The 24955-nt window shown below is 67.1% G+C and carries 21 protein-coding genes; 15 read left to right on the top strand and 6 right to left on the bottom strand.

Translation table 11 applies throughout. The features are described 5' to 3' along the window. Positions 1–105 precede the first annotated feature (105 nt). From PEM_RS14785 to gnd, 3 genes are read left to right on the top strand one after another with little or no spacing between them, the layout of a single operon-like run. Positions 106–696, top strand: a complete 591-nt coding sequence (locus tag PEM_RS14785; RefSeq protein WP_005419366.1) for a DUF2242 domain-containing protein — start codon at positions 106–108, stop codon at positions 694–696. A gap of 17 nt (positions 697–713) precedes the next feature. Continuing rightward, positions 714–1952 (top strand): hypothetical protein, encoded by a 1239-nt coding sequence (locus PEM_RS14780; protein WP_111128278.1) that lies wholly within the window; start codon positions 714–716, stop codon positions 1950–1952. A gap of 10 nt (positions 1953–1962) precedes the next feature. Continuing rightward, positions 1963–2868, top strand: coding sequence for a phosphogluconate dehydrogenase (NAD(+)-dependent, decarboxylating) (gene gnd / locus PEM_RS14775; protein ID WP_111128252.1), 906 nt, complete (start codon positions 1963–1965; stop codon positions 2866–2868). 184 nt (positions 2869–3052) lie between these two features. On the opposite strand, the gene PEM_RS14770 is transcribed toward gnd, so the two are convergent. Next, positions 3053–4096, bottom strand: coding sequence for an oxidoreductase (locus tag PEM_RS14770; RefSeq protein WP_111128253.1), 1044 nt, complete (start codon positions 4094–4096; stop codon positions 3053–3055). Between the two features lie 171 nt (positions 4097–4267). Here PEM_RS14770 and PEM_RS14765 point away from each other — a divergent pair, with 171 nt between their 5' ends. From PEM_RS14765 to PEM_RS14750, 4 genes are all read left to right on the top strand, one after another. Continuing rightward, a complete protein-coding gene (locus PEM_RS14765) occupies positions 4268–4654 on the top strand; it encodes a BON domain-containing protein (protein ID WP_053498227.1) in 387 nt (128 codons plus the stop codon). Positions 4655–4884: 230 nt separating this feature from the next. After that, positions 4885–6702 carry an ATP-binding protein gene (locus tag PEM_RS14760; RefSeq protein ID WP_005419357.1) on the top strand — a complete coding sequence of 606 codons (1818 nt, stop codon included), beginning with the start codon at positions 4885–4887 and terminating at the stop codon, positions 6700–6702. Further along, positions 6699–7139 carry a response regulator gene (locus PEM_RS14755; protein ID WP_005411057.1) on the top strand — a complete coding sequence of 147 codons (441 nt, stop codon included), beginning with the start codon at positions 6699–6701 and terminating at the stop codon, positions 7137–7139. The genes PEM_RS14760 and PEM_RS14755 overlap by 4 nt, the downstream gene beginning before the upstream one ends. A gap of 4 nt (positions 7140–7143) precedes the next feature. Further along, complete coding sequence (locus tag PEM_RS14750; protein WP_005419354.1) at positions 7144–8655, top strand: hybrid sensor histidine kinase/response regulator; 1512 nt, start codon at positions 7144–7146, stop codon at positions 8653–8655. A 74-nt stretch (positions 8656–8729) separates the two neighbouring features. Here the strand turns inward: PEM_RS14750 and PEM_RS14745 are convergent, their stop codons facing one another. Beyond that, positions 8730–9473, bottom strand: a complete 744-nt coding sequence (locus PEM_RS14745) for a 20S proteasome subunit A/B (protein WP_065178043.1) — start codon at positions 9471–9473, stop codon at positions 8730–8732. Positions 9474–9562: 89 nt separating this feature from the next. On the opposite strand from PEM_RS14745, the gene folK reads away from it, so the two are divergent. Then, positions 9563–10048 (top strand): 2-amino-4-hydroxy-6-hydroxymethyldihydropteridine diphosphokinase, encoded by a 486-nt coding sequence (folK, locus tag PEM_RS14740; RefSeq protein WP_005419350.1) that lies wholly within the window; start codon positions 9563–9565, stop codon positions 10046–10048. Between the two features lie 65 nt (positions 10049–10113). Here the strand turns inward: folK and PEM_RS14735 are convergent, their stop codons facing one another. Continuing rightward, positions 10114–10851, bottom strand: a complete 738-nt coding sequence (locus tag PEM_RS14735) for a pteridine reductase (protein WP_005419347.1) — start codon at positions 10849–10851, stop codon at positions 10114–10116. 59 nt (positions 10852–10910) lie between these two features. Between PEM_RS14735 and PEM_RS14730 the strand changes: the two genes are divergently transcribed. Both PEM_RS14730 and PEM_RS14725 read left to right on the top strand, forming a co-directional pair. Continuing rightward, positions 10911–12095 (top strand): SAM-dependent methyltransferase, encoded by a 1185-nt coding sequence (locus PEM_RS14730; protein ID WP_065178045.1) that lies wholly within the window; start codon positions 10911–10913, stop codon positions 12093–12095. After that, positions 12092–12484 (top strand): hypothetical protein, encoded by a 393-nt coding sequence (locus PEM_RS14725; protein WP_065178046.1) that lies wholly within the window; start codon positions 12092–12094, stop codon positions 12482–12484. Before PEM_RS14730 ends, PEM_RS14725 begins: the two co-directional genes overlap by 4 nt. A gap of 118 nt (positions 12485–12602) precedes the next feature. Here PEM_RS14725 and PEM_RS14720 read toward each other — a convergent pair whose 3' ends face one another. The 3 genes from PEM_RS14720 to PEM_RS14710 all read right to left on the bottom strand — a co-directional run bounded on the left by PEM_RS14720 (position 12603) and on the right by PEM_RS14710 (position 18895). Beyond that, a complete protein-coding gene (locus PEM_RS14720) occupies positions 12603–14960 on the bottom strand; it encodes a family 20 glycosylhydrolase (RefSeq protein ID WP_111174787.1) in 2358 nt (785 codons plus the stop codon). Positions 14961–15071: 111 nt separating this feature from the next. Next, entirely contained in the window at positions 15072–17735 is a 2664-nt protein-coding gene (locus tag PEM_RS14715; protein ID WP_111128256.1) for a TonB-dependent receptor, read from the bottom strand. A gap of 143 nt (positions 17736–17878) precedes the next feature. Then, the gene (locus PEM_RS14710) at positions 17879–18895 is read right to left on the bottom strand and encodes a glucokinase family protein (RefSeq protein ID WP_005419334.1); all 1017 of its coding nucleotides are present in this window, start codon (positions 18893–18895) and stop codon (positions 17879–17881) included. A 375-nt stretch (positions 18896–19270) separates the two neighbouring features. On the opposite strand from PEM_RS14710, the gene PEM_RS14705 reads away from it, so the two are divergent. Genes PEM_RS14705 through PEM_RS14685 form a run of 5 tightly spaced genes read left to right on the top strand, consistent with a single transcriptional unit; the run spans position 19271 to position 24921 of the window. Next, positions 19271–20563 (top strand): sugar MFS transporter, encoded by a 1293-nt coding sequence (locus tag PEM_RS14705; protein ID WP_005419333.1) that lies wholly within the window; start codon positions 19271–19273, stop codon positions 20561–20563. Between the two features lie 39 nt (positions 20564–20602). Further along, positions 20603–21670 (top strand): LacI family DNA-binding transcriptional regulator, encoded by a 1068-nt coding sequence (locus tag PEM_RS14700; RefSeq protein WP_005419332.1) that lies wholly within the window; start codon positions 20603–20605, stop codon positions 21668–21670. A gap of 7 nt (positions 21671–21677) precedes the next feature. After that, positions 21678–22706 carry an SIS domain-containing protein gene (locus tag PEM_RS14695; RefSeq protein ID WP_005419331.1) on the top strand — a complete coding sequence of 343 codons (1029 nt, stop codon included), beginning with the start codon at positions 21678–21680 and terminating at the stop codon, positions 22704–22706. After that, positions 22706–23854 carry an N-acetylglucosamine-6-phosphate deacetylase gene (gene nagA, locus PEM_RS14690; protein ID WP_111128258.1) on the top strand — a complete coding sequence of 383 codons (1149 nt, stop codon included), beginning with the start codon at positions 22706–22708 and terminating at the stop codon, positions 23852–23854. The genes PEM_RS14695 and nagA overlap by 1 nt, the downstream gene beginning before the upstream one ends. Beyond that, complete coding sequence (locus tag PEM_RS14685; protein ID WP_111128259.1) at positions 23854–24921, top strand: heparan-alpha-glucosaminide N-acetyltransferase domain-containing protein; 1068 nt, start codon at positions 23854–23856, stop codon at positions 24919–24921. The genes nagA and PEM_RS14685 overlap by 1 nt, the downstream gene beginning before the upstream one ends. Positions 24922–24955: the final 34 nt, after the last annotated feature.

Here is a 24955-nt window from a genome sequence, read left to right as displayed (position 1 = left end):
TCCCCTTTTACGTGCATGAACCGGGAGCAACGTGGGGGGCCATATCGACCTGCCGCACACGGGGGCGGGACTACCCTTGGTGTTTCCGTTCTCGCAGGAGTACCCATGCGGGCCTCCCGTCTTTCCAGCGCTGCCGTGGCGTGCGCCAGCGCCTTGATCCTTTCGGCCTGTGGTGGCCGCGCCGCCGACAGCACCGTGCTGCGCGAGTCTTTCGATTCCGGCGATACCTTCTCGCGCACCGTTGAGGGACGCCCCGGTGAAGCCTGCGAGGCCGCGCGCCGCACGCTGCTCAGCCAGGGCTATGCCATCGCCCGTTCCGATGATGCACAGGTGGAGGGCAACAAGAACTTCCAGCCGCGCGAGGATGACCATGAGCAGCTGGTGCTGCGCATCTCGTGCGCCCCGCGCGGCAGCCAGACGCTGGTATTCGTCAGTGCAGTGCAGGACCGCTACGCGCTGAAGAAGAGCCCGACCTCGGCCAGTGTCGGTGTGGGTGCGCTGGGCTCGGTGTCGCTGCCGTTCGGCAGCAACGACGACTCGCTGGTGAAGGTGGCCAGCAGCACGGTCACGGATGCCGAGTTCTATCGTCGCTTCTTCCAGCGCCTGCAGCAGTATCTGCCGGCCGCGGCGGGCACGCCATCGCCATCGCCGGCAGCGGCGCCGGAACCCGCACCGGCGGTTACGGACCAGGGCTGAGAGTGCGCGGCAGGTGGCTGATTGCAGCCCTGCTGCTGGCGCCCGCGTGGGTCGTGGCATCGCCATCCCCGGACTGTACGCAGGGCCTGCTGCAGCGGTTGGGGTGGCGCTTCGAAGAAGCGTCCCTCACTGCGCCGCAGGTGCGCGGTGGTCCCGTATGTACGCGTGCCTCGCTGGCTGATTCACAGGCGGCCGGCGACCTGCAGGTGCGGTGGCCGGCGGCGTTGCCCGCTGCTGCTCGGCACGCACTTCTTCAGCAGCTGCTGGATGACCCCGCCACCGTCTGCGCCTATGCCTTTGAGCTGGGGGCGGCCACGCGGCGCGCGACTTCGGCATTGCAGGGCAATCCCACGTTCCGCTTCTCCGGCCCGCAGCTGGGATGGATCGGCTTCGGATTGCAGGGCGCACCGGCACAGGGTTGGCAGCGTACGCGCAGTTTCGGTCGTGGCTTCGTGCCCCGCGCGGGCAACAGCCATGCGCTGCAGGCGTTCTACAGCGGTGCCGTGCGTGCCGAATGCGGTGTCGGCCGCCAGGTCGCACAGCTGGCCACCCAGCGCGAGCTGTATGGCGATGCTGCGTTCGACACCGGGTTCGCAGCGGAGGAACTGTCGATCGGCACCTTCCTCGCGCTGCACGACACCGACAGCATCCTGCTCGGCGCGCATGCGGGCGACCTCTTCGCCGATGGCAAGGCGGTGCGCACCTCGGCGATGGGGCGGCAGGCGTTCGTGGGCGTGCCCGGTTTCATCGAACATGTGTACGACAAAGGCACGCTGGACGACCTGAGCAACCAGGCCGAGAACTTCGTGGTGGTCGAGGTGGGCGAGGGCGCTGCGCAGGCGTTGGCACTGCACGCTGGCCTGGCCTGGTACGACCAGCGCAATGCCGAGCTCTGGAAACTGGCGCAGGACATCCCGCGCATCGGCCAGCGCTATTTCGAGCGCCTGCTGTTCGAGCGCGATCCACAGCTGCGCGCGCGCCTGGCACCGCGCTACCACGCGGCTCTGGTGCGCATGGATCAGCTGCTGGACGATCCGTTCTACCAGCAGTTCGTGATCTACGTGCATCCGCGCGGTATACGTCCTATCGGCTACCACATCGTCCGCCTGCTCGATCGGAACCCGAGAACGCCGTTTTCGATCGACCTGGCGGTGCACAATCTGCATACCACGCTCTACCGGCGTTGGCGCGAGGCGCAGCTGCGCCACTGCGCGGCTACCGGCAGGCCAGGCAGCCTGACCCTAGACCCCAACTGAAGGTGAAACAATGGATATTGCAATGATCGGCCTCGGCCGCATGGGCGCCAACATGGCCCAGCGCCTGCATCGCGGCGGCCACCGCGTGGTCGGCTACGACCCGGGCGAAAGTGCGCGCCAGCGTGCTGCAGAGGCCGGCCTGGAGGTGGTTGATTCGCTGGCCGCCGCCGTGGCCGCGCTGCCGGTGCCGCGCGTGGTGTGGCTGATGGTGCCGGCGGGTGAAACCGTCGACCAGACGCTGGGACAGCTGACCCCGCACCTGGCCGAGGGTGACATCGTCATCGACGGCGGCAACTCCAACTACCAGGACTCGATCCGTCGCGCCAAGGCGCTGGCGGAGGACGATCTGGGCTACGTCGACTGTGGCACCAGCGGCGGCGTGTGGGGCCTGCAGGAAGGCTACAGCCTGATGGTCGGTGGCGAAGCATCGGTGGTGGAGCAGATCGCACCGCTGCTGCGCACGCTGGCACCGGCTGAAGATCGTGGCTGGGCGCGTGTTGGTCCATCCGGCGCCGGCCATTTCACCAAGATGGTCCACAACGGCATCGAATACGGAATGATGCAGGCCTATGCCGAAGGCTTCGCGCTGATGGAGCGCAAGCAGGAGATGGCGCTGGACCTGGCCCAGGTAGCCGAGGTGTGGCGTCACGGCAGCGTGGTGCGCTCGTGGCTGCTGGACCTGAGCACCGAAGCACTCAAGCGCAATCCGTCGCTGGATGGCATCGCGCCATACGTGGAGGATTCCGGCGAAGGCCGCTGGACCGTGGCCGAAGCCATCGCGCTGGACGTGCCGGCACCGGTGATCACGTTGTCGCTGCTGGAACGCCTGCGTTCGCGGGAATCCAATTCGTTCACCGACCGCCTGCTGTCGGCCATGCGCAATGAATTCGGCGGCCACGCCATCAAGAAGTCGTAAGCACTGCGGTGGGGTCAGAGCCCTTCGGCGTTGCCGAAGGGATCCGACCCCGGGCAGATCAGGGTGGGATCCCTTTCCGCAGGAAAGGGTTCTGACCCCATACAGCCAGTCGAGCATGGCTCGACTCTACAAAAGCCGTCTCCGATCGTTGCCACGTCATCCACGCATGGCGTGGATCTACTGGTCAGTCCAACGCGATCCGCCGGCCTTCGCGCGCGCTGTCCATGCCGGCCTGCAGCAGCCGCATCAACTGCAATGCCTGCATCGGGCTGACCGTCGCTTCGCCGTCGCCGTGCATCGCCGCTGCGAACTGCGCATACAACCGACGATAGTCGCCGGGCAGGTTGTCGACGGTGCTGCGCAGAACATTGTCTTCTGCATCACAGTGCACCAGTTCGCCATGCCGGGGATCGATGCCCCATCCGGGCGCACCCGGCGCTACGCCGCGGCGCAGCTGGGCCTCCTGCACATCCAGGCCGTACTTGATCCAGCTGGCCTTGCTGCCATGCACGCTGAAGTGCGGGGCAGGGGCAGCCACCAGCGAACCGGCATGCACGATGGCGCGATGCCGCGGGTAGTGCAGTACGGCGTGGAAGTAGTCGATGCCGGCGCCACCTTGGCGCTGCACGGCCAGATCCGCATCGATGGCGTAGGGCCAGCCGAACAGCACCAGCATCTGGTCCAGCAGGTGCGGGCCGAGGTCGTACCACAGGCCACTGCCTGGCCCGTCCTGTTCGCGCCAACGGTCGCGCACCTGCGGCCGGTAGCGGTCGAAATGCGCATGGCATTCGGCCACCTCGCCCAGCGTGCCTTCGGACAGCAGCGCCTGCAGCGTGAGGAAGTCGGCATCGAAGCGCCGGTTCTGGAACACGGTGGCGATGCGGCCGGCGTCGCGTGCTGCGGCCAGTACTGTTTCCGCTTCGGCCACATCCAGCGCAAAGGGTTTGTCGACCAGCACGTGCTTGCCGGCGGCCAGCGCGGCCATCGCCAGCGGCGCGTGCTGTTCGTTCGGCGTGGCGATCACCACCGCATCCACCGCTGGATCGTCGAACACGTCCTGTGGCGTTGCACGCACGTGTACGTTGCTGAACGTGCGCAGCAACGTGTCGCGCTGCGAGCTGACGATGCTGTGCAGGGCAAGGCCGGGCGTGTGCTGGATCAGCGGCGCATGGAAGACGCGGCCGGCGAGGCCGTAGCCGATCAGGGCCAGGTGCAGGTCGGGGCGCATGGCAGAGCTCCGGCAGGGGGGAAGGGCAGGGTAAACGACAGATGCGGACAGCCCAAAACTGAACCGTTGCCGTTGGAAACGCTTCGATTCACGGCGGCATGACCGCGACGCCACGCCTGCTCCACGTGCGCTTGTCCAGACTGGCAGCACATCCCGAAGGAGAACGACACGATGAGCAATACCACTCGCACGCTGATTGCTTCTGCCCTGACGCTGGGCCTGGCACTGTCCTCCTCGGCCGCATTCGCCAAGGACCCGGCCGCGAAGAGCCCGCCGACCACCAGCGCACATCCGGCTACCCACGCGGATCGCCATGATTCCAACGAACCGGTGACCGACAGCTGGATCACCACCAAGGTGAAGGCGGACCTGCTGACCAGCAGCAACGTCCCGGGCACCGAGATCAAGGTGGAAACGGTGAACGGCGTGGTCAGCCTGAGCGGCACCGTGGCCACCCAGGCCGAGAAGGACAAGGCGGTCACCACCGCCAAGGGCATCAAGGGCGTGACCCGCGTCGATGCCGCCGCATTGAAGGTCAGCGCTGCCGCCAAGCGCTGAACCGGTTGGGCGCCCCGCGTGGGGCGCCCGCTGACCTGTAGACCCGAGCCATGCTCGGCTGGCACTCCAAGGCAGCCGAGCATGGGCTTGGCCCTACAGGTCTGATTGCCAACCCGTTCAGCCGACCGCGCTGGAAATTCCAGAGTTGTGACCGCCTGCGCTATATTGCCGGTTCCGCCGCAACCGGGCTCGACCCGGCCAACGCGTCGCGGCAGAGCTGACGAGGAACTATGGCGCTGGTTTTCAGTGACGACATCTGGGACCGCTGGCGGTTGCCGGCCTTGGCGCTGGCCGCCGCCGCGATCATCGTGGTGCCGTGGTTGACCCTGCGTAAACTGCAGCAGGACAGCGAACAAGCGATGGCCTGGGTCAACCACACCCAGGCCGTGGGCGTGGCACTGCAGCAACTGCAGGCCGATGTGCGCGATGTCGAATCGGCCGCGTTGACCCTGTCCAAGGGCGTGGATGCCCCCGGCCTGCGCGAACGCATGGCCCGGGCCGATGAAATTCCCGGGCGCCTGGCCGAACTGGGCCGGATGACCCGCGACAATCCCGACCAGCTGATCCGCATCGGTCGGATCGAATCGATGCTGGAAGGCCGCATGGCACTTGCCCGCGAGTTGGCCAGGTCCGAACCGAACAGCGACCAGCGCGAGCTGGTGCAGGACCTGAGTACGCGCTATCCCATCCGCGGGCTGGTGGAAGAACTGCAGGCCAGCGAGCAGAAGCTGCTGGCGCTGCGCGCCGAGCAGGCGGCACGCCAGCGCAAGCAGACCGAACTGGTGTCGTGGAGTTCGCTGGTGATCCAGCTGGCGCTGCTCGGCCTGGTGCTGTGGCTGCTGCAGCGGCAGATCGGCCGTCGCCTGCATGCGGAGCGGCAATCGCTGCGCTCGGCTGCACGTGCGGCGTCGGTGCTGCAGACCGTGCGCGAACCGATCGTGCTGCTCGACCGCGACCTGCGCGTGCAGCTGCACAATCCAGCATTCGCTGAGCTGTACGGCCTGCAGGACGAGCGCGCCGACGGCCTGCTGCTGGAAAACGTTGGCGACAACGCATGGCAGGACCCGGTGGTCCGGCAGCGCCTGGCCGACGTACTGTCGCGCGGTCGCGAACTGTGGGACTTCGAGCACGAGCAGCGCACCGCCGACGGCATGGTGCGCTACATGCTGCTCAACGCGCGGCGCATGCCGCTGCCCGACAGCGATGACGAGGTGGTGCTGCTGACCATCAGCGACGTCACCATGCAGCGCGCAGTGCAGCTGCGCGTCGAAGAGCTGAACCGCCAGCTGGAAGGCAAGGTTGCGCAGGTGTCCGAGGTCAACCGCGAGCTGGAGGCCTTCAGCTATTCGGTCTCGCATGACCTGCGTGCACCGCTGCGCCACGTGGCAGGATTCTCCGACAAGCTGTCGCGCCACCTCGGCGACCAGGCTGATGACAAGAGCCGCCACTATCTGGACGTGATTTCCAGTTCGGCCCGGCGCATGGCAGCGTTGATCGACGACCTGCTGGTCTACTCGCGACTTGGCCGTGCGGCGATGCGGCAGCAGGCGGTGGACATGCAGTCGCTGGTGGCCGACACCCGCGCCATGCTCGATTCCAATCTGCAGGCCGAGGCCGAGAACAGCGGCCATGCGCACCAGGTGGAGTGGAGCATCGCGCCGCTGCCGATCGTGGTGGGCGACGAAAACATGATCCGCCAGGTCTGGCTCAACCTGCTCGGCAACGCAGTGAAGTACTCGGGCAACCGCGAACCGGCGAAGATCCGCGTTGACTACCAGCAGCAGCCCGACGGCGGCCATCAGTTCACGGTCAGCGACAATGGTGCAGGCTTTGACATGGCCTACGCCGGCAAGCTGTTCGGTGTGTTCCAGCGCCTGCACAAGGCCAGTGACTACCCGGGGACCGGCATCGGCCTGGCCAGCGTGCGCCGCGTGCTGACCCGCCATGGTGGCCGTATCTGGGCCGAGGCCGAACCGGACGTCGGCGCTGCTTTCCACTTCTACCTGCCCCCCGCGACCGACGCGGACAAACAAGGTCCCTCTGCATGACGACTCTGCGCACCATTCTTCTCGCCGAAGACAGCCCGGCGGATGCCGAAATGGCGATCGACGCCCTGGAAGAAGCGCGTCTGGCCAATCCCATCGTGCACGTCGAGGACGGCGTGGAAGTGATGGACTACCTGCTGCGCCGCGGCGCCTTCGCCAACCGCGAGGAAGGCTTGCCGGCGGTGCTGCTGCTGGACATCAAGATGCCGCGCATGGATGGCCTGGAAGTGCTGCGGCAGATCCGCGAGCACGAAGAACTCAAGCGCCTGCCGGTGGTGATCCTGTCGTCTTCGCGCGAGGAAAGTGACCTGGCCCGCAGCTGGGACATGGGCGTGAACGCCTACGTGGTCAAGCCGGTGGACGTGGACCAGTTCTTCGGCGCGGTGCAGACGCTGGGCAAGTTCTGGGCATTGATCAACCAGGCACCGGAACTCGAGTGAGCCCATGCCCCTGACCGGTCCCGCCCTGGGGGCGCTGCGCATCCTGCTGGTGGAAGACTCACCGGAAGATGCCGAGCTGATGTCCGAACAGATGCTCGACGCGGGCCTGGAGGCCCGCTTCGAGCGTGTGGAGAGCGAGGCGGAACTGCGCCAGGCACTGGCTGTGTTCCAGCCGGACATCGTGCTGTCCGACCTGAGCATGCCGGGGTTCTCCGGTGACGACGCGCTGCGTATCGTGCGCGAGACCTCACCGGAGGTGCCCTTCATCTTCGTCTCCGGCACGATGGGTGAGGAGAATGCGGTAGCGGCGCTGCAGAAGGGCGCCAACGACTACATCATCAAGCACCAGCCTGCGCGCCTGCCTTCGGCGGTCGCGCGTGCGATCCGCGATGCACGCAGTGCGGTCGAGCGCGCACGCGTGGAAACCGAACTGATGCGTGCGCAGCGCCTGGAAAGCCTGTCCCTGCTTGCCGCCGGGCTCAGCCACGACCTGCGCAACATCCTGCAGCCGTTGCTGATCATGCCGGACCTGCTGAAGGCCCGCACCGAGGATCCGCAGCTGCACCACCTGGCCGACGTCATCGCCGAGTGTGGCCGCCGCGGCCATGAGATGGCCGAGTCGATGCTGTCGTTCGTGCGTGGTTCGCGCAAGCCGAGCGAGCGCATCGAGATCGACGGCCTGTTCGACGCGGTGGCGCTGCTGTTGCGCAGCAACGTGCCCGATGCCGTGCGCCTGGAACTGCAGGTGCTGGACGAAGGCCTGGTGGTCGACGCCAACTACACCGAACTGCAGCAGGTAATGCTGAACCTGGCGCTCAACGCGATCCAGGCGATGCCCAACGGTGGCCGCCTGAGCCTGACCGCCAGCCATGCCGGGCAGCGCGATGGCGTGGACTGGATGCAGATCTGCGTGTCCGACGAAGGCATCGGCATGGATGCGGACACGCTGTCGCACCTGTTCAATCCGTTCTTCACCACCAAGGCCGATGGCACCGGCCTGGGTCTGATTTCCTGCAAGCGCATCGTCGAAGGCGCCGGCGGCAGCATCCATGTCAGCAGCCAGCCGGGGCAGGGCACCTGCTTCGAGCTGCGCTTGCCGATGCACGAAGCCAGCGACGGCAGCGAGCCGATCGAGCAGCTGGTGGCCCTGGGCAGTGGCCAGTCGATCCTGGTGGTCGACGGCGAAGCTACGCGCCTGTCGCTGCTCGGCAACGCGCTGTCCAGCCAGGGGTATCAGCTGCAGCTGGCCTCCGATGGCCCGGCGGCGCTGCGCTGGATGCAGCAGGAGGCGATGCCGGCGCTGGTGATTGCAGACGCCGGCTCAAAGCTGCTGCCGGCCAGCCAGCTGCTGGGCGAGATGGCTGCGCTGGGCTATCGCGGCCCGGCGCTGGTGCTGGAGGATGCGGCGGTGGCGGTGCCTGCCGATGCCTTCCCGGCCGGCGTGGACGTCCATGTACTGCGCAAGCCGCTGCAGATGCAACAGGTGTTCCGCGCAGTGGCCGAGGCGCTGGGCTGACAAAGGGTAGTGCCGGCCGCTGGCCGGCATCCCCGTGCGGTGGGATCATTGCGGTTGCCGGCCAGCGGCCGGCACTACCGGTCCAGCGTTTCCCAGGGGAACCGCGGCAGGGCGTCCACCGCCTGTTCCAGGCGCCGTGACCAGTTCTGGTGGATATCGGCGTACAGCGCTGAATCCGCGCCCAGCCGCAGTTGCTGGCCGATGCGCAGTTCACCGTCGCGCAGCAGCGCCAGGTCGATCGGCAGGCCTACCGACAGATTGGAACGGATGGTGGAGTCCAACGAGACGATCGCCGTGCGGGCGGCATCCTCCAGGCGCGTGGCGGGGCTGAGGATGCGGTCGAGGATCGGCTTGCCGTACTTGGATTCACCGATCTGCAGGTAGGGCGTCTCCGGTGAGGCGGCGATGGCGTTGCCGAGCGGGTAGATCATGTACAGCCCAGGCCGCTCACCGGCAATCTGGCCGCCGAAGATCAGCGTGGCCTGGGTATTGACCCCATCGTGGCCATGTTCACTGTGGCTGCTGTGCACCTGGCTGTCCACCAGCAACTGGCCAACGTACGCGGCGGCCTCGAAAAGGTGAGTCATGTCGCGCAGGTTGGGTGAGCGCCGTTCGTCGGCATCGCGCCCCAGGCGCGACACCAGCAACTGGGTGGTGGCCAGGTTGCCAGCCGCCATCAGCACGTAGGCTGCCTGGCCGGGATATTCGAACACGTGCAGCTTGCGATGCACGCGTACATCGTCCAGCGAGGCATTGGTCCGGGTGTCGGCAGCGAAGACCAGGCCCTCGTCCACCTCGATTCCAACGCAATAGGTCATGTCGGTGCCCTATCATGTGCGTCCCGGATTGTAGGCAGGCCGCCGTGACGACGGCATGTCCACGCCCCCATCGCTGCCACCTGAACCGCATGACGACCGTGCTCCTGAGCCTGGGCAGCAATGTCCAGCCCCGCCGCTACCTCCACGCCGCGGTGGCGGCCCTGCGCGAGCGCTTCGGCGCGCTGCAGGTCTCGCCGGCCTACCGTACCGCCGCGGTCGGCTTCGACGGCCCGGCCTTCCTCAACAACGCGGTGGCGATCGAGACTGACTTGCCGCTGCAGGAACTGGACGACTGGCTGCATGCGCTGGAAGACGCGCACGGCCGCGACCGCAGCGGGCCGCGCTTCTCCGACCGGACCCTGGATATCGACGTGGTGTTCTACGGCGACCTGGTGGTGGAAGGTCCCGGCCACCTGCGCATTCCCCGTCCCGAACTGAAGCATGCCTTCGTGCTGAAGCCGCTGGCCGACATCGCGCCAGACTTCATCGATCCGGTCAGCGGGCTGGACCTGGCCACGCTGTGGCGCGCGCACGCGCAGTTTGGCGAGGCGTTCGAGGTGGTTGACCTTGAGTGATGGGGTCAGATCCCTTTTCCCGGCGGGAAAAGGGATCTGACCCTGTTGTGGATCCCGGCAGCGCCTCAACTTACCGTGCGCCCGCCATCCACGCGCAGCGTGTGGCCGGTGACGAAGCTGGCTTCGGCCACCAGCCAGTACACCGCTTCGGCAATCTCCTCGACCGTACCGATCCGCGCCAAAGGCGTGCGCGCCAGCAGCGCCTCGCGGGCGAAATCGTCCTTGCCCTGTTCGGGCCACAGGATCGCGCCGGGCGCCACCGCATTGACCCGCACTTTCGGCGCCAGCTCCAGCGCCAACGAACGGGTGGCCATCTCCAGCGCGGCCTTGGCCATCGTGTAGGCGATGTGGTCGCGCATCGGATCGGTGCCGTGCAGGTCGGTCAGGTTGACGATGCAGCCCTGCTGGCGGCGCAGGTAGGGCGCGGCCGCCTGTGACAGCAGCAGTGGCGCGCGCGCATTGACCGCATACAGCTCGTCCATCGCCTCGGCCGTGACCTGGCCGAGCGGGGTGGCATAGAAGTTGGAGGCGTTGTTGACCAGCGCGTCCAGGCGGCCGAAGTGGGTAACGGCCTGTTCCACCAGGTCGGGCAGGGCGTCGGCGTCACGCAGGTCGGCCTGCAGCGCAAGCACGCTGCCCGGCCGCACATTGTCGAAATCGAACGCGGCCTGCTGCAGTTCGGCGCTGGAGGTGTTGGCATGCAGTACCACCGACCAGCCACAGGCGTGGAACTGGCGGGCGATGGCCGCACCGATCCGGCGCGCGCTGCCGGTGATCAGGACCACGGGGTGGGTATCGCTCATCGAGGGTCCTCCAAGGCTCGGCTATCCTGTGCACCATTGTCACCGCATTCGAAGACGCCATGCAGCCCACCTTCCCCCTGCCCGAAGCCGATGCCCTGGCCCACAGCGACCAGCTGGCGGCCGCCCTGCGTGCCGAAATCCTTGCGCAGGGCGGGGCGATGCCGTTCTCGCGCTTCATGGAGCTGTGCCTGTACACCCCCGGCTGGGGCTACTACAGCGCCGGCGCCAGCAAGTTCGGTGGCAGCGGCGACTTCACCACCGCACCCGAGCTCGGCAGCCTGTTCGCCGGCAGCGTGGCCAATGCGCTGGCGCCGGTGTTCGCGCAGCTGGGCGCGCAGGCCCGCATGCTGGAACTGGGCGGCGGTACCGGCGCCTTCGCCGAGGCCGTGCTGCTGCGCCTGGCCGAACTGGACGCGCTGCCATCGCGCTACGCCATCCTCGAACCCAGCGCCGACCTGCGCGAGCGCCAGCAGCAGCGCCTGCAGCAGAACCTGCCGGCCGAGTTGGCCGCGCGCGTGGGCTGGATCGACCGCCCGTTCGAGGAGGACTGGGAGGGCGTGGTGTTCGCCAACGAGGTGATCGACGCGCTGCCGACCCCGCGTTTCCTGATCCGGGACGGCGAGGTCTATGAGGAAACCGTCGAGCTTGATGGCGAAGGCAACTTCATCCGTGGCGCGCAGCCGGCTGACATCCTGCTCAACGGTGCGGTGCGCCACATCGAGCGCTACCTGGAAAAGCCCTTTGCCGACGGTTACCGCTCCGAGGTGCTGCCGCAGCTGCCGTACTGGCTGCAGGCAGTGGCTGGCGGCCTGCAGCGTGGTGCGATGCTGTTTGTCGATTACGGCTACAGCCGCAGCGAGTTCTACCAGCACGACCGCGACGATGGCACGGTCCGCGCGTTCTACCGCCACCACGTGCATAACGACGTGCATCGTTGGCCCGGCCTGCAGGACATCACCGCGTCGGTGGATTTCACCGCGATGGCCGAGGCGGGCATGCACGGTGGTTTCGAATTGGCGGGGTACTGCAGCCAGGCCAGTTTCCTGCTCGGCAACGGCCTGGACCAGGTGCTGCTGCTGGCCGAAGAGCGTACGGATGAGGTCGGCCGCATCCAGCTGCGTGACCAGGTGAAGAAGCTGACCCTGCCGACCGAGATGGGCGAGCGCTTCCAGGCCATCGGCCTGCAGCGTGGTGTCGATTTCGAGCCGGCGTTCGAACTGGGCGACCTGAGCTGGCGCCTGTGAGCAATGCGTTGCCGCTGATCAAGCCGCTGCGGCGGCAGCGGCTGTGGACCGCGCTTTGGACATTGGCGGTGTTGCTGGTGATCGTGGTCTGCCTGATCCCACCACCGCCGATCCCGCTGCCGGAAAACAGCGACAAGGGCGAGCACTTCCTCGCCTACTTCATCCTGGCCGGCAGCGCGGTGCAGCTGTTCCGGCCGGGGCGCCCGCTGCTGTGGGTGGGCGTGGGGCTGGTGCTGATGGGCGTCGGCATCGAGTTCGCGCAGGGTGCGCTGACCAGCAACCGCACTGCTGACCCGATGGATGCGCTGGCCAACACGATCGGCGTGCTGGCCGGCATGGCCACGGCGCTGACCCCGTTGCGCGATCTGCTGATGCGCTGGCGGGGCTGAGGTTCCTGTAGAGCCGAGCCCGTGCTCGGCTCCCTCCCGAAAGGCAGCCGAGCATGGGCTCGGCTCTACAGTAGATCCACGCCATGCGTGGATGGATTGCGCCAGGACAGGCTTGCGGTTACTTCTTCAGCGTGACCTCATCCAGCACCCACATCGCCGGGCGCGTATCGCCGGTGAAGTTGATGCACAGGTCACCCGTGCCCTGCGTGCCCTTCGGCAGCGCCGCACGCAGGGTCACGAAGCCACCGGCATCGGGCGTGGCCGGCAGCGGTACCTGAGCCAGCACCTTGCCCGTGCAATCACCGCGGCGGATCAGCATTTCGCCATGTGCGCTCCGGGCCTTTTCGAAGCGACGCTTGGGTTCATCGTGGGCCAGCTGGAAGTAGTACGGAATGCGGCCCGCGCGGACCTCCACGCTGCCGATGCCGTCCAGCTGCGCCTGCGGCCAGCGCCAGCATGGCTGGAAGATGTCGACGTTGAACACCGCACGCGTTCCCTCGCGCGGGCCGTCGTCTTCCAGGCGCAGCACCAGCCCCTTCTTGCCCACGCAGCTGAGCAGCGCATCGCTGCGGCGGCTGAGCAGCGACTGCGCGGTGAACGTGGCGATGGTCGGCTTCGCGGCCAGCATCTGGCCCTGGTAGAACGCGGCGGCCTGCACGGTGGTCGGCAGCGTCGCGGTCAGCGGCTGCTGGTACAACGGCGACTGCCCGGTCACCGGCTGGCCATCGGTGCTGTAGCGCACTTCATAGCCCAGCGGATTGGCCAGCGATAGGGTCACGGAGTTCTTCGCGCGATCATCGGTGTAGTCCACGCCCACTTCGAACGGGGTCTGAGCGTAGGCCAGGCCCCAGGCACGGTAGCGCTGCAGCTGCGCGGGCAGGCGCGCGAGGAAATCGCGGAAGTCGCGATGTTCCGGCGTACTCCAGCCGGTCTCGGCCACGGCGGCCAGGCGCGGGAACAGGTTGTGCTGCAGGCGCGCGTAGGTGCGCGTGTGCTCGGTAAACATGTTGGCCTGCAGGCCGAGAATGTGCTGGCGCTTGTCGGCCGCCAGCTCGGCCGGCACCGGCTCGAAGTTGTACAGCTTGCCGAGGTTGACCTGGGTCGGGCGGCCCGGCGGTTCATTCGGCGAGGCCGTCTGCAGGTAATCCAGGTACAGGTACCCCACCGGCGACATGACCACGTCATGGCCGGCACTGGCTGCAGCCAGGCCACCTTCGGTGCCCTGCCACGACATCACCGTGGCCTGCGGTGGTAGGCCGCCTTCGAGGATTTCGTCCCAGCCGATCAGGCGCCGGTCGTGCTGCTCCAGGAAGGTCTCCAGGCGCTTGATGATGTGGCTCTGCATGGCCATTTCATCCTTGATGCCCAGCGCACGCATGCGCTGCTGCACCTGTTTCGAGGCTTCCCACTGGTCCTTGACTGCTTCGTCGCCGCCGACGTGGACGTACTTCGCAGGGAACAGCGCGATCACTTCTTCCAGTACGTTCTCGAGGAAGGTGACGGTGCTGTCTTCCACGTTGAACAGGTTCGGGAACACGCCCCATTCGCTGATCGGCTTCAGCGGGGTGTTGATTGAACCCAATTCCGGGTACGCGGCGATCGCCGCGGTGGCATGGCCGGGCACATCGATTTCTGGAATCACCTGGATATGCAGCCTGGCGGCATAGGCGATCACTTCGCGGATCTGCTCCTGCGTGTAAAAGCCGCAGTACGGATGCTGCTGGCCACTGGCCGGGTCGATGCCGCCGTCGCCGGCCGGCAGGCGGCAGCTGCCCACCTCGGTCAGCTTCGGGTAGCGCTTGATCTCCATGCGCCAGCCCTGGTCATCGGTGAGGTGCCAATGGAAGGTATTGAGCTTGTGCGCGGCCATGGCATCGAGCACATGCTTGATCTCGTCCAGGCTCTGGAAGTGCCGCGCCGAGTCGAGCATGAAACCGCGCCAGCCGAAGCGCGGCGCGTCCTGGATCTGCACCGCCGGCAGCACGCCGTTGCTGCCACCCGTGGCCAGCTGGGCAAGCGTGGTTGCGCCGTAGAACAGGCCGGTTTCGTTGCCGGCCTGCACCAGCACGCCCTGCGCGGTGCTTTCCAGCGTGTAGCTCTCACCACTGTCGCGGAAGGTCGGGACGATCTGGAAGCGGATGCTGCCCGACGTGCCTGCCGCCTTGCCCATGGCCGGCGCAAGCCGCGGCCCGCCGCTGCGGGCCAGCAGGTCGGCGAACTGGGAGGCGACCCGTTGCGCGGCTTCGCCTTCGGCCTGCAGCGCGGTATCGGCGCGTACGGTGATGCCGCTACCCTGGCCGGGCTGCACCGTGGCCGGGGCGGGAATCAGCATCAGGCTGCCGGCACGCAGCTGCGGACCCGGTGCTTCAGCGGCCGGCGTGGGATCAGCGGCGAGTGCGGGCAGTGCCGGCAACAGGGCGAGCAGGCTGCCCAGCAGCACTGCGCTGCGCATCCGGGCGCGGGAAGGCTTGACCATCGGAACGACTCCTTGGAACGGTGCGATGAACGCTATACATGAAAAACGCCGGGCCCGGAATGACCCAGGCCCGGCGTGCGTGCACGACTCGGCGATGTTGCCGCCGCTGGATCAGTACTTGAAGCGGAAGTTGAGGTAGTACTGGCGACCGTTGCTGTAGAACGAGGTCGGGATGGCCGCGGTCTGGTAGTACTTGTAGGTCGGGTTGTTGAGGTTCAGGCCATCCAGGCTGATGCTCAGCCAATCGGTGGCCTTGTAGCTCAGCGATGCCGACAGCGTGCCGAAGTCATCCTGGTAGTACGGGTTGGTGCCCGACAGGCTGATCAGGAACGAGGAACGGCGGGTGTAGCTGACCCGGGCGCCAAAGCGCTCGTTCTCGAAGTAGGCACCCACGTTGTAGGTGTTCTTCGAAGTACCCAGCAGGTTGTGCGAGCCATCCGACCAGGTGTGCGAAGTGGTGCCGTTGGCGTAGGTGTAGTTCGCATTGATGCCGAAGTACTCGCCGATCGGCTGCTCGTAGGCCACTTCCACGCCGGTGACCTTGCCGTCGGCATTGATCGGAGTGGAGATCTGGTAGGTCTCAAGCTGGTTGGTCAGTTCGCTGTACAGCTGGCGCGAGACCACGTCGAAGGCGATGTAGTCCTTCAGCTTCATGTGGTACGCGCCCACCGACAGCAGGCCACGCGGCATGAAGTACCACTCCAGGTTGGCATCCAGGTTGGTCGACAGGGTCGGCTTGAGGTTCGGATTGCCGCCACCGCCGGTGCGGTTCAGGTCCGAGCCGTACGAGGAGGCACCCAGCGCCGAGTAGTCTGGCAGGGTCTGGGTCTGCGAGGCGGCGACACGCAGCACCAGCGAGTCGTCCAGGTCGAACTTGATGTTGGCGCTGGGCAGGACACGGTTGCGCTTGTTCTGGAAGGCCAGGCGCTCCCACATGCCGAACAGGCTGCTGACATCGGCATCGGCGGCCTTGCTGACGGCGTTGTAGGTGTCGATGTCCTGCTTGATGTTGACGTAGCGCAGGCCGACGTTGCCGCTCCACCAGTCGCCGCGGAAATTGGCCTGCACGTAGCCGGCGAAGTTCTTCTCCTTCACCTTCCACTCGGCGCCATAGTTGTGGCGACCGGTCGGGCCATCATTGCCGGCCAGCCAGGTGGAATTGTTGGTCACCGCGTCCTTCAGCGCGCCCGGGGTGAAGTACCAGAGGTTGCGCGGGAAGGTGCCGCCGATGTCGCCGGCAAAGCCGCTGGGATAGTTGGCCGTGGCACCGTTCTTCAGCGCGCTCCAGATGTCACCCGGGGTTGCACCTTCCGGCGACAGCGCTTCGCGCTTGTGGTCGGCGAAACGCAGGCCGAAGTCGATCGAGCTCAGTACGCCGCCATCGTTGAAGTACTGGTTGAAGTCGAGCGTGGCCCACTTCTCCTTGTCTTCGGCGGTGACCTGCTGGTTGCCCCAGGTGCCGAAGCTGGTCACGCCGTTGGGCGAGAGGTCGCCGCCGACGTTCCAGTCGATCGGCGAGCCATTGCCGTGGGTGGCCCAGCTGGCGCCGCCGCCGTTGGCAAGGGTGACCTCGGCGATGTACTGGCGCGGCGTCTCACCGGTGCCCTTGGTGCTGCCGGCCTGGAACGTGGCGGTCAGGCTGTCGCTGATCTGCCAGTCGGCATCGAAGGTGACATAGCTCGACTTGGCCTTCGACTCGCGGTAGATCATGTCGTACACCGCATAGTCGGTGCCCGGCACGCCCCTGTAGCTGGCGTTGGTCAGCACGCCGTCCTTGACCACATAGCCCGGATCCGGCGCCTGCGACTTGGCGAAGCTGTTGCCGAACATCATGAAGTTGCGGTTGTAGTTGTTGGCCTTCAGCTCGGAGCTGAAACCATTCAGGCCCAGGGTGAGGCTGTCGCTCGGCTTGAACTGCAACGAGACCAGGCCGCCCTTGCGCTCGCGGGTCTGCTCAAACAGGGTCGAACCCAGCAGGCCCGGCACATTGACGCCGATCAGGTCCGGATTGGTCTTGGCGACCGGATCGCCGGCGCCGATCTTGAAGAAGCCGCCCGGGATTTCCTGTGCTTCACGGCGCAGCTCGCGCTTCTGGCTGAAGCCCTGCACCATCACGCCGAAGGTGCCTTCCTCGTTCTTGTAGTTGAACAGTGCCGAGTACTGCGGGTCGTTCGACTTGGCCTGGTCCGAGCGCACCATGCCGATCGAGCCTTCCGCGGTGAACGGCTTGGAGAACTCCAGCGGCTTGCGGGTGATGATGTTGACGGTACCGGTGGTACCGCCGTCCTGCAGCTTGGCCTGCGAGGACTTGTTCACTTCCACCGAGCTGACCAGTTCCGACGGCAGCAGCGAGTAGCTGACGCTGCGGCCGACGTTGTTGCCCTGGCTGAGCACGAACCAGTCGGCCGAGCCGACGGTGTGGCCGTTGATCAGGGTCTGGGTCAGGCTCGGGCTGGTGCCGCGCAGGCTGACACGGTCGGCTTCATCGAAGCCACCTTCGTCGGCGCTGGACGAGCTGATGTTCACGCCGGGCAGGCGCTGCAGGGTATCGGCAACGTTGTGCGCGGGCAGCTTGCCCACGTCTTCGGCGGTGACCACTTCCACGCGCGCATTGGCTTCGCGCTTGGTGTCCAGCGACTTCTCCATCGAGCCACGGATGCCGGTAACGGTCACGGTGTCCAGATCGGTGGCGGTCGGGGCCGCCTGCTGCGCGTGCGCACTGAAGGCGATGCAGCTGATGATGGCGGCCGAAAGCAGGGTCTTGCGGGTGTTCATGATGTCTCTCCTCATCACTCGATTGGGTGCCGGCGGCGGTGTTCGGTTACGGTTGCGATGACATGCGCGGGGCGGCGGCGAAGTCCCGTGCGTTGGCGTGCCACGTACTGCGTGCTGCGATTGCGTTGAAGCCTGTTGCGGTGTCAGGCGGCCGACTGCTGCAGGTACCAGCTGGCAGCGCCAACCACGCCCAGCTGGCCGTGCTCGACGACCTTTACCGGGATGCGTGCCAGCGCTTCGCCCATCGGCCCCTTCTGCAGGTAGCGTTCGACGAAGGTGCTGGCGTGCAGGTATTCGCGGATCTGCGGCAGGATGCCGCCGGCCAGGTAGACACCACCGTGGGCGCCGTAGAACAGCGCCATGTCGCCGATGGTGCTGCCGAGCAGGCCACAGAACACATCCAGCGCCTGGCGAGCATGCGCATCGGTATCGGCCATGGCCGCAGCGGTGACTGCGTCGGGGCTTGCCAGGGTCGGCGCCTGCCCCTGCAGCGCGCACACCGCACGGTACAGGTTCATCAGGCCGGGGCCGGAGATCGCATGCTCGATCGACACGTGCGCGCGGTCGCGCTGCATGTGGCGGACGATGGCCATTTCCAGTTCGGTGCTGGCCGCCAGGGTCGGCTGGCCGGCTTCGGTGGGCAGGACCACCGGGCCGTGCGCGGTGGGGATCCACAGCGCTGCACCGAGGCCGGTGCCGGGGCCGACCACCAGGGTCGGGCCACGCGCGGCGGTCTCCGGCCCGCACAGGTGCAGCACGCCACTGGCGTCCACCTGCGCGGCGGCGTAGGCCACCGCTTCGAAATCGTTGACGATGTAGACCCGCTGCAGGCCGACCTCGGCTTCCACCTGGCGCGCCGACAGCGGCCACGGCAGGTTGGCGGTGATCACCGTGCCGTCTTCGCGGGCATAGCCGGCGCTGGCAACCACGCAATGCGTGGGCCGCGGGCCTTCGCCCAGGAAGTCGGACAGGATAGCGCTGAGGCCGGCATGGTCGGCATTGCGGTACTTGCGGTACTCCAGCACCTGCACCGGATGGGCGGCGTCACCGCTGGCCTGGACCCGGGCCACGCGCACATGGGTGCCACCGACGTCGGCGGCCAGGAACGAGGGCGCGACGCGGGACAGGACATGCGACGGGGCGGGGTGGCTGGCGGTCACGCGGGCTCCTGCTGCAGGTGGGCCGGCCCGGGGATCGGGGGCGGCGATTGGGGCGGAGTCTGTAACCGCGCTGACAACGATGTCAACGAGTTCGTGACACTTTCGTTGCTGCGTCGCAACGAATGCGGCGCGCAGTAAACGTTTACACGGTGTGAGTGCGGGTTTCACGTGGGAACCATTGGTGCACGGGGCTCCAGGCCTGCCGCGCATTCAGCGGGGCGTACCGCGGCGGACTTGCGCAGTGCAGCACGAGGTTCAGGCAGGCGTGCATGGAAGTTGACAAACCGCCGTTGTCCATCGAAAGAATGTGACAACGTTGTTCCCAGCCACTCTCCGACGCCGCGTTCTGCGGCCGTCGCCGCAGGAGCCCTCCTGATGTCCGCCGTCCCCGCTGCAAGCGCGCGCCCGAACGTGGCCACCTCCATCGCCATCGTTGGCGTGTTGTTCTTCCTGATCGGCTTCTTCACCTGGCTCAACGGCCCGCTGATCACCTTCGTCAAGTTGGCCTTCGAACTCAGCGAGGTCGGTGCCTTCCTGGTGCTGATGGTGTTCTACCTGTCCTATTTCTTCCTGGCCCTGCCGGCGTCCTGGATCCTGCGCCGCACCGGCATGAAGAAGGGCCTGAGCCTGAGCCTGCTGGTGATGGCCGGGGGGGCCGCGCTGTTCGGTGAGTTCGCGACCCAGCGCTGGTACCCGGGCGCGCTCGGCGGTCTGTTCGTGATCGGCAGCGGCCTCGCCCTGCTGCAGACCGCGATCAACCCCTACATCTCGATCCTCGGCCCGATTGAAACGGCGGCACGCCGCATCGCGCTGATGGGCATCTGCAACAAGATCGCCGGCATGCTGGCGCCGGTGCTGATCGGCACCCTGGTGCTGCACGGCATCGGCGACCTGGACAAGCAGGTGCAGGCCGCCGACGCGGTCACCAAGGTCGCGCTGCTCAACGAATTCGCCGCCAAGATCCATGCGCCGTACCTGGCGATGGCCGCGCTGCTGGTGGTGCTGGCGGTGGCCGTGCTGTTCTCGCCTCTGCCGGAGATCAAGTCCTCCGAAGCCAATGCAACGCCGTCAGGTGCACCGGGAACGGCCGAGCGCCGCAGCATCTTCCAGTTCCCGCATCTGTGGCTGGGCGTGCTGTGCCTGTTCGTGTACGTAGGCGTGGAAGTCATGGCCGGTGATGCGATCGGAACCTACGGCCACGGTTTCGGCTTGCCGCTGGACCAGACCAAGATGTTCACCTCGCTGACGCTGGGTGCGATGTTGGCCGGCTACGTGGTCGGCCTGCTGGCGATCCCCGGCCTGGTCTCGCAGTCGCGCTACCTGACCATTTCGGCAGTGATGGGCGTGGTGTTCTGCCTGGGCGCCTGGGCTACGCACGGCTACGTCTCGGTGGCCTTCGTGGCGCTGCTGGGCTTCGCCAACGCCATGATGTGGCCGGCCATCTTCCCGCTGGCGATCCGCGGCCTGGGCCGCTTCACCGAGACCGGCTCGGCCCTGCTGGTGATGGGCATCGCCGGCGGCGCGATCATTCCGCAGCTGTTCGCCGTGCTCAAGCAGCACATCGACTTCCAGCTGGTGTTCGTGCTGCTGATGGTGCCGTGCTACCTGTACATCCTGTTCTACTCGGTGATCGGCCATCGTGCCGGCCTGCCGCAGGACAAGGCCTGATCGGCGATGATGGACTGCAGCCAACCCCAGGGAAAACCCATGCGCAGAGCGACCATCAAGGACGTTGCGGAGAAGGCCAAGGTCTCGCTGAAGACGGTCTCGCGGGTGATCAACAATGAGCCCTCGGTGATGCAGGCCACCCGTGCGCGGGTGCTGCGTGCCATCGCCGAGCTCGACTACGAGCCCGATCCGTCCGCGCGCAACCTGCGCAGCGGCACTACCTTCGTGATCGGGCTGGTCTACGACAACCCGAACCCGTACCACATCATCGGCGTGCAGAACGGCGTGCTGGCCGCGTGCCGCGAGACCGGTTTCGGCCTGCAGATCCATCCCTGTGATTCGAGCTCGCCGTTGCTGGCCGATGAACTGGCCGACTGGGTGCAGCGCTCGCGGCTGGCCGGGCTGGTGCTGACCGCACCGATGTCCGAGCGCCGAGACCTGATCCAGGCGCTGACCGCGCGTGGCATCAAGCTGGTGCGCATCATCGCCGCCACTGAAGACCCGGACGACGGCGCCTGCGTGTTCGTCGACGACCGCGAGGCCGCCTACGAGATCACCGAGCACCTGATCCAGCTCGGTCACCAGCGCATCGGCTTCCTCTGGGGCGGCAGCTCGCACCGCTCCTCGGGCGAACGCTATGCCGGCTACGAAGCGGCGCTGAAGGACTACGGCATGACCGTGGACAAGCACCTGGTGGTGCAGGGCGATTACACCTTCGACGATGGTTTCCGTGGGGCGCGCCGCCTGCTGGCGCTGCGCGAACCGCCCACCGCCATCTTCGGTTCCAACGACGAAATCGCTGCCGGCGTGCTGGCCGCCGCCAAGTCGGCCGGCATGAACGTGCCCTACGACCTGTCCATCGCCGGTTTCGAGGACAGCCCGTTCTCGCGCCAGTCGTGGCCACCGCTGACCACCGCCAAGCAGGCCACCGAGGACATCGCCCGCCACGCCGCGCGCCTGCTGATCGCACAACTGCGCAGCGACGCCTACGACGATGCGCCGGCACCGCTGCACAACCAGGGCTTCGTGCCGCAGCTGGTGGTGCGCGGCTCGACCGCGCCGATGCGCCCGGCCGGCGCACGCCCCCTTCCTTCCGATCCTGCCTGAGCCCGCCATGTCGCTGTCAGACCCCACGTCCACCCTGATGTTCGCCGAGGCCGCCGAAGCGGCCGACGTGGTTGCCCGCCAGTTCTCGCGCAACCACGCCACCCTGGAAACCCTGGCCGCCAGCCTGCGCGCGGCGCCGCCGCCGTTCGTGGTCACCTGTGCACGCGGCAGCTCCGACCATGCCGCCACCTACGGCAAGTACCTGCTGGAAACTCAGCTGGGCCTGGTGGTTGCGTCGGCCTCGCCGTCGGTGGGGTCGGTCTATGCCGCACCGCTGCAGCTGCGCGGTGCGCTGTTCATCGTCATTTCGCAGTCGGGCAAGAGCCCGGACCTGCTGCGCAACGCCGAGGCGGCCAAGGCCGCTGGCGCACGCGTGATCGCGCTGGTCAACGTCGAGGATTCGCCGCTGGCGCAGCTGGCCGACACGGTCATTCCGCTGCATGCCGGTGCCGAAAAGAGCGTGGCGGCGACCAAGAGCTACCTGGCCTCGCTGGCTGCACTGCTGCAGCTGGCCGCCTACTGGAAGCAGGACAGCAGCCTGCGCAACGCGCTGGACCTGCTGCCGGACGCGATGCGTGAAGCCTGGCAGTGCGACTGGAGCGCGGTGACCGAAGGCCTGGTCGAGGCCACCAACCTGTTCGTGCTCGGCCGTGGCCTGGGCTTGGGCGCGGCGCAGGAAGCGGCGCTGAAGTTCAAGGAAACCTGCAGCCTGCACGCCGAAGCCTACAGCTCGGCCGAAGTGAAGCATGGCCCGATGGCGCTGGTCGACCGCGGCTTCCCGGTGCTGGCCTTCGCCCAGCCCGACGAAACCGGCGCCGGCACCCGCGCGGTGGTCGAGGAATTTTCTGCACGGGGCGCGCAGGTGTGGCTGGCCGGGGCCGGCGGCAACCTGCCGGTGGCGGCCGCACCGCACCCGCTGTGCGCACCGCTGCTGACCGTGCAGAGCTTCTATCGCGCGATCAATGCGCTGGCGCTGCGTCGTGGCTTCAACCCGGATCTGCCGCCGCATCTGAACAAGGTTACGGAGACGGTGTGATGGCAACGGTGCTGCGCAACGCCCGCATTCTCGCCGGCGATGATTTCCGCGATGACCTGGCGGTGGTGATCGAAAACGGGCAGATCACCGCTCTGTTGCCCGACGCCGCACCACAGCTTGGCCATGCTGCCGAGCAGGTGGACCTGGGCGGCGGCTGGCTGCTGCCCGGCTTCATCGACGTGCAGGTCAATGGCGGTGGCGGCGCGTTGTTCAACAACACGCCCGATGTTGCCTCGCTGCGTACCATCGCGCAGGCTCACCGCCGCTTCGGTACCACCGCGATGCTGCCCACGCTGATCAGCGATGACGTGGGCGTGATGCGCGAAGCCATCGGTGCGATGCGCGAGGCGATCGCGCAGGGCGTGCCGGGCGTGATCGGCATCCATCTCGAAGGGCCCTACATCGCGCCGGCGCGCAAGGGCACGCACGATGCCAGCAAGTTCCGCGTGCCGGACGAAGAAGAGATCGCGCTGGCCGCGTCGCTGGACAACGGCGTGACCCTGCTGACGCTGGCGCCGGAGCGCGTGCCGCTGGAGACCATCCGCGCGCTGGTCGAACGTGGCGTGATCGTGGCCGCCGGCCACACCGCAGGCACGTACGAAGAGATCCGCGAGGGCCTTGATGCCGGCGTGCGTGGCTTCACCCACCTGTACAACGCGATGTCACCGCTGCAGGGCCGCGAGCCTGGCGCGGTGGGCGCTGCGCTGGAAGACCGCGACAGCTGGATCGGCATCATCGTCGATGGCGTGCATGTGCATCCGGCCAGCCTGCGGGTGGCGCTGGCGGCCAAGCCGCGCGGTCGCCTGCTGCTGGTGACCGATGCGATGCCGCCGGTCGGTGCCGACGATCCCAGCTACGTGCTGTATGGCGAAACCATCACCGCCATCGACGGCGTGGTGCGCAATGCCGCCGGTTCGCTGGCGGGCTCGGCGCTGGACATGGCCACGGCGGTGCGCAACACCGTGCAGCTGCTCGGCCAGCCGCTGGCCGAAGCCGCGCGCATGGCGTCGACCTACCCGGCGCAGTTCCTCAATGTCGACGACCGCCTGGGCCACATCGCCGAGGGCTACCAGGCCGACCTGGTGCTGCTGGATGACGCCCTGCAGGTACGTGGCACCTGGATTGCCGGACAGTACGAGGCCGCCTGATGAACAGTACGCCGCCACGCCGTCTGGGCTCGATCGATGCCCTGCGCGGCATCACCGTGGCGGCGATGCTGCTGGTCAACAATCCAGGCGACTGGAGTGCAGTGTTCGCGCCGCTGCGCCATTCGGAATGGCATGGCTGCACGCCTACCGATCTGGTGTTCCCGTTCTTCCTGTTCCTGGTGGGCGTGTCGATGGCCTTCAGCGTGGCACCGCGCGCGCTGGATGCCGCTGCGCGTCCTGCACTGGCGCGCGGTGTGCTGGAGCGCGCGCTGCGCATCCTGGTGGCCGGTGCGCTGCTGCATCTACTGATCTGGTGGGCGCTGGATACACACCACTTCCGCATCTGGGGGGTGCTGCAACGGATCGCCGTGTGCGCGGCGCTGGTGGGTGTGCTGGCGGTGTATGCACGGCCGCGCATGCAGGCCGGCATGCTTGTTGGACTGCTGGTGGGGTACACGGTGCTGCTGCTGGGCGTCGGTGACCTGGCGCCGTGGACCAACCCGGCCAGCCGCCTGGACACCACGCTGTTCGCACCGTGGATCTATCAATGGCATGCCGATACCCGCCTCGGCCATGATCCGGAAGGATTGCTGAGCACGCTGGGTGCACTGGGCAGTACCGTGCTCGGCCTGTTGGCCGGTGGCCTGCTGCGCAGCGGGCGTTCGACGGCACTGGCCGGGCTGGGCGTGGCGACCGCCGTGCTGGGCCTGCTGCTGGCCGGGGTGCTGCCGTTGAACAAGCAGCTGTGGACGCCCAGCTACGTGCTGTGGACCGGCGGCCTGGCCGCGCTGGCGCTGTGGCTGGGCCACGTGCTGATCGACCTGAAGGGATGGCCGGCGCTGGGCCGGCGCTTCGGCGTCAATGCGATCACCGCGTATCTGGGGGCCTCGGTGATGTCGGTGGCGTTGATGGCCAGCGGTGCCTGGGGCTGGATCTGGCAGCAGCTGGCCAACGCGATGCCGGGTGCGCTGGAGCTGGCGTCGATGTTGCAGGCACTGGCGTTTGTCGCGCTGTGGTGGGGCGTGGCCTGGTGGCTGGATCGTCGGAAGATCTACTTGAAGATCTGAGCAGTCCCGGGGTCGGACCCCTTTCCGCAGGAAA

The organism is Stenotrophomonas sp. Pemsol (assembly GCF_003586545.1).
Taxonomy (GTDB): Bacteria; Pseudomonadota; Gammaproteobacteria; order Xanthomonadales; family Xanthomonadaceae; genus Stenotrophomonas; species Stenotrophomonas sepilia.
The sequence above is the reverse complement of the archived record's forward strand: the minus strand, read 5'-3'. Positions and strand labels throughout refer to the sequence as shown.

Coding starts and splice junctions, on each gene's coding strand:
- PEM_RS14785 (WP_005419366.1), top strand. CDS start 106: ATGCGGGCCTCCCGTCTTTCCAGCGCTGCCGTGGCGTGCGCCAGCGCC.
- gnd (WP_111128252.1), top strand. CDS start 1,963: ATGGATATTGCAATGATCGGCCTCGGCCGCATGGGCGCCAACATGGCC.
- PEM_RS14770 (WP_111128253.1), bottom strand. CDS start 4,096: ATGCGCCCCGACCTGCACCTGGCCCTGATCGGCTACGGCCTCGCCGGC.
- PEM_RS14765 (WP_053498227.1), top strand. CDS start 4,268: ATGAGCAATACCACTCGCACGCTGATTGCTTCTGCCCTGACGCTGGGC.
- PEM_RS14760 (WP_005419357.1), top strand. CDS start 4,885: ATGGCGCTGGTTTTCAGTGACGACATCTGGGACCGCTGGCGGTTGCCG.
- PEM_RS14755 (WP_005411057.1), top strand. CDS start 6,699: ATGACGACTCTGCGCACCATTCTTCTCGCCGAAGACAGCCCGGCGGAT.
- PEM_RS14750 (WP_005419354.1), top strand. CDS start 7,144: ATGCCCCTGACCGGTCCCGCCCTGGGGGCGCTGCGCATCCTGCTGGTG.
- PEM_RS14745 (WP_065178043.1), bottom strand. CDS start 9,473: ATGACCTATTGCGTTGGAATCGAGGTGGACGAGGGCCTGGTCTTCGCT.
- folK (WP_005419350.1), top strand. CDS start 9,563: ATGACGACCGTGCTCCTGAGCCTGGGCAGCAATGTCCAGCCCCGCCGC.
- PEM_RS14735 (WP_005419347.1), bottom strand. CDS start 10,851: ATGAGCGATACCCACCCCGTGGTCCTGATCACCGGCAGCGCGCGCCGG.
- PEM_RS14730 (WP_065178045.1), top strand. CDS start 10,911: ATGCAGCCCACCTTCCCCCTGCCCGAAGCCGATGCCCTGGCCCACAGC.
- PEM_RS14720 (WP_111174787.1), bottom strand. CDS start 14,960: ATGGTCAAGCCTTCCCGCGCCCGGATGCGCAGCGCAGTGCTGCTGGGC.
- PEM_RS14715 (WP_111128256.1), bottom strand. CDS start 17,735: ATGAACACCCGCAAGACCCTGCTTTCGGCCGCCATCATCAGCTGCATC.
- PEM_RS14705 (WP_005419333.1), top strand. CDS start 19,271: ATGTCCGCCGTCCCCGCTGCAAGCGCGCGCCCGAACGTGGCCACCTCC.
- PEM_RS14700 (WP_005419332.1), top strand. CDS start 20,603: ATGCGCAGAGCGACCATCAAGGACGTTGCGGAGAAGGCCAAGGTCTCG.
- PEM_RS14695 (WP_005419331.1), top strand. CDS start 21,678: ATGTCGCTGTCAGACCCCACGTCCACCCTGATGTTCGCCGAGGCCGCC.
- nagA (WP_111128258.1), top strand. CDS start 22,706: ATGGCAACGGTGCTGCGCAACGCCCGCATTCTCGCCGGCGATGATTTC.
- PEM_RS14685 (WP_111128259.1), top strand. CDS start 23,854: ATGAACAGTACGCCGCCACGCCGTCTGGGCTCGATCGATGCCCTGCGC.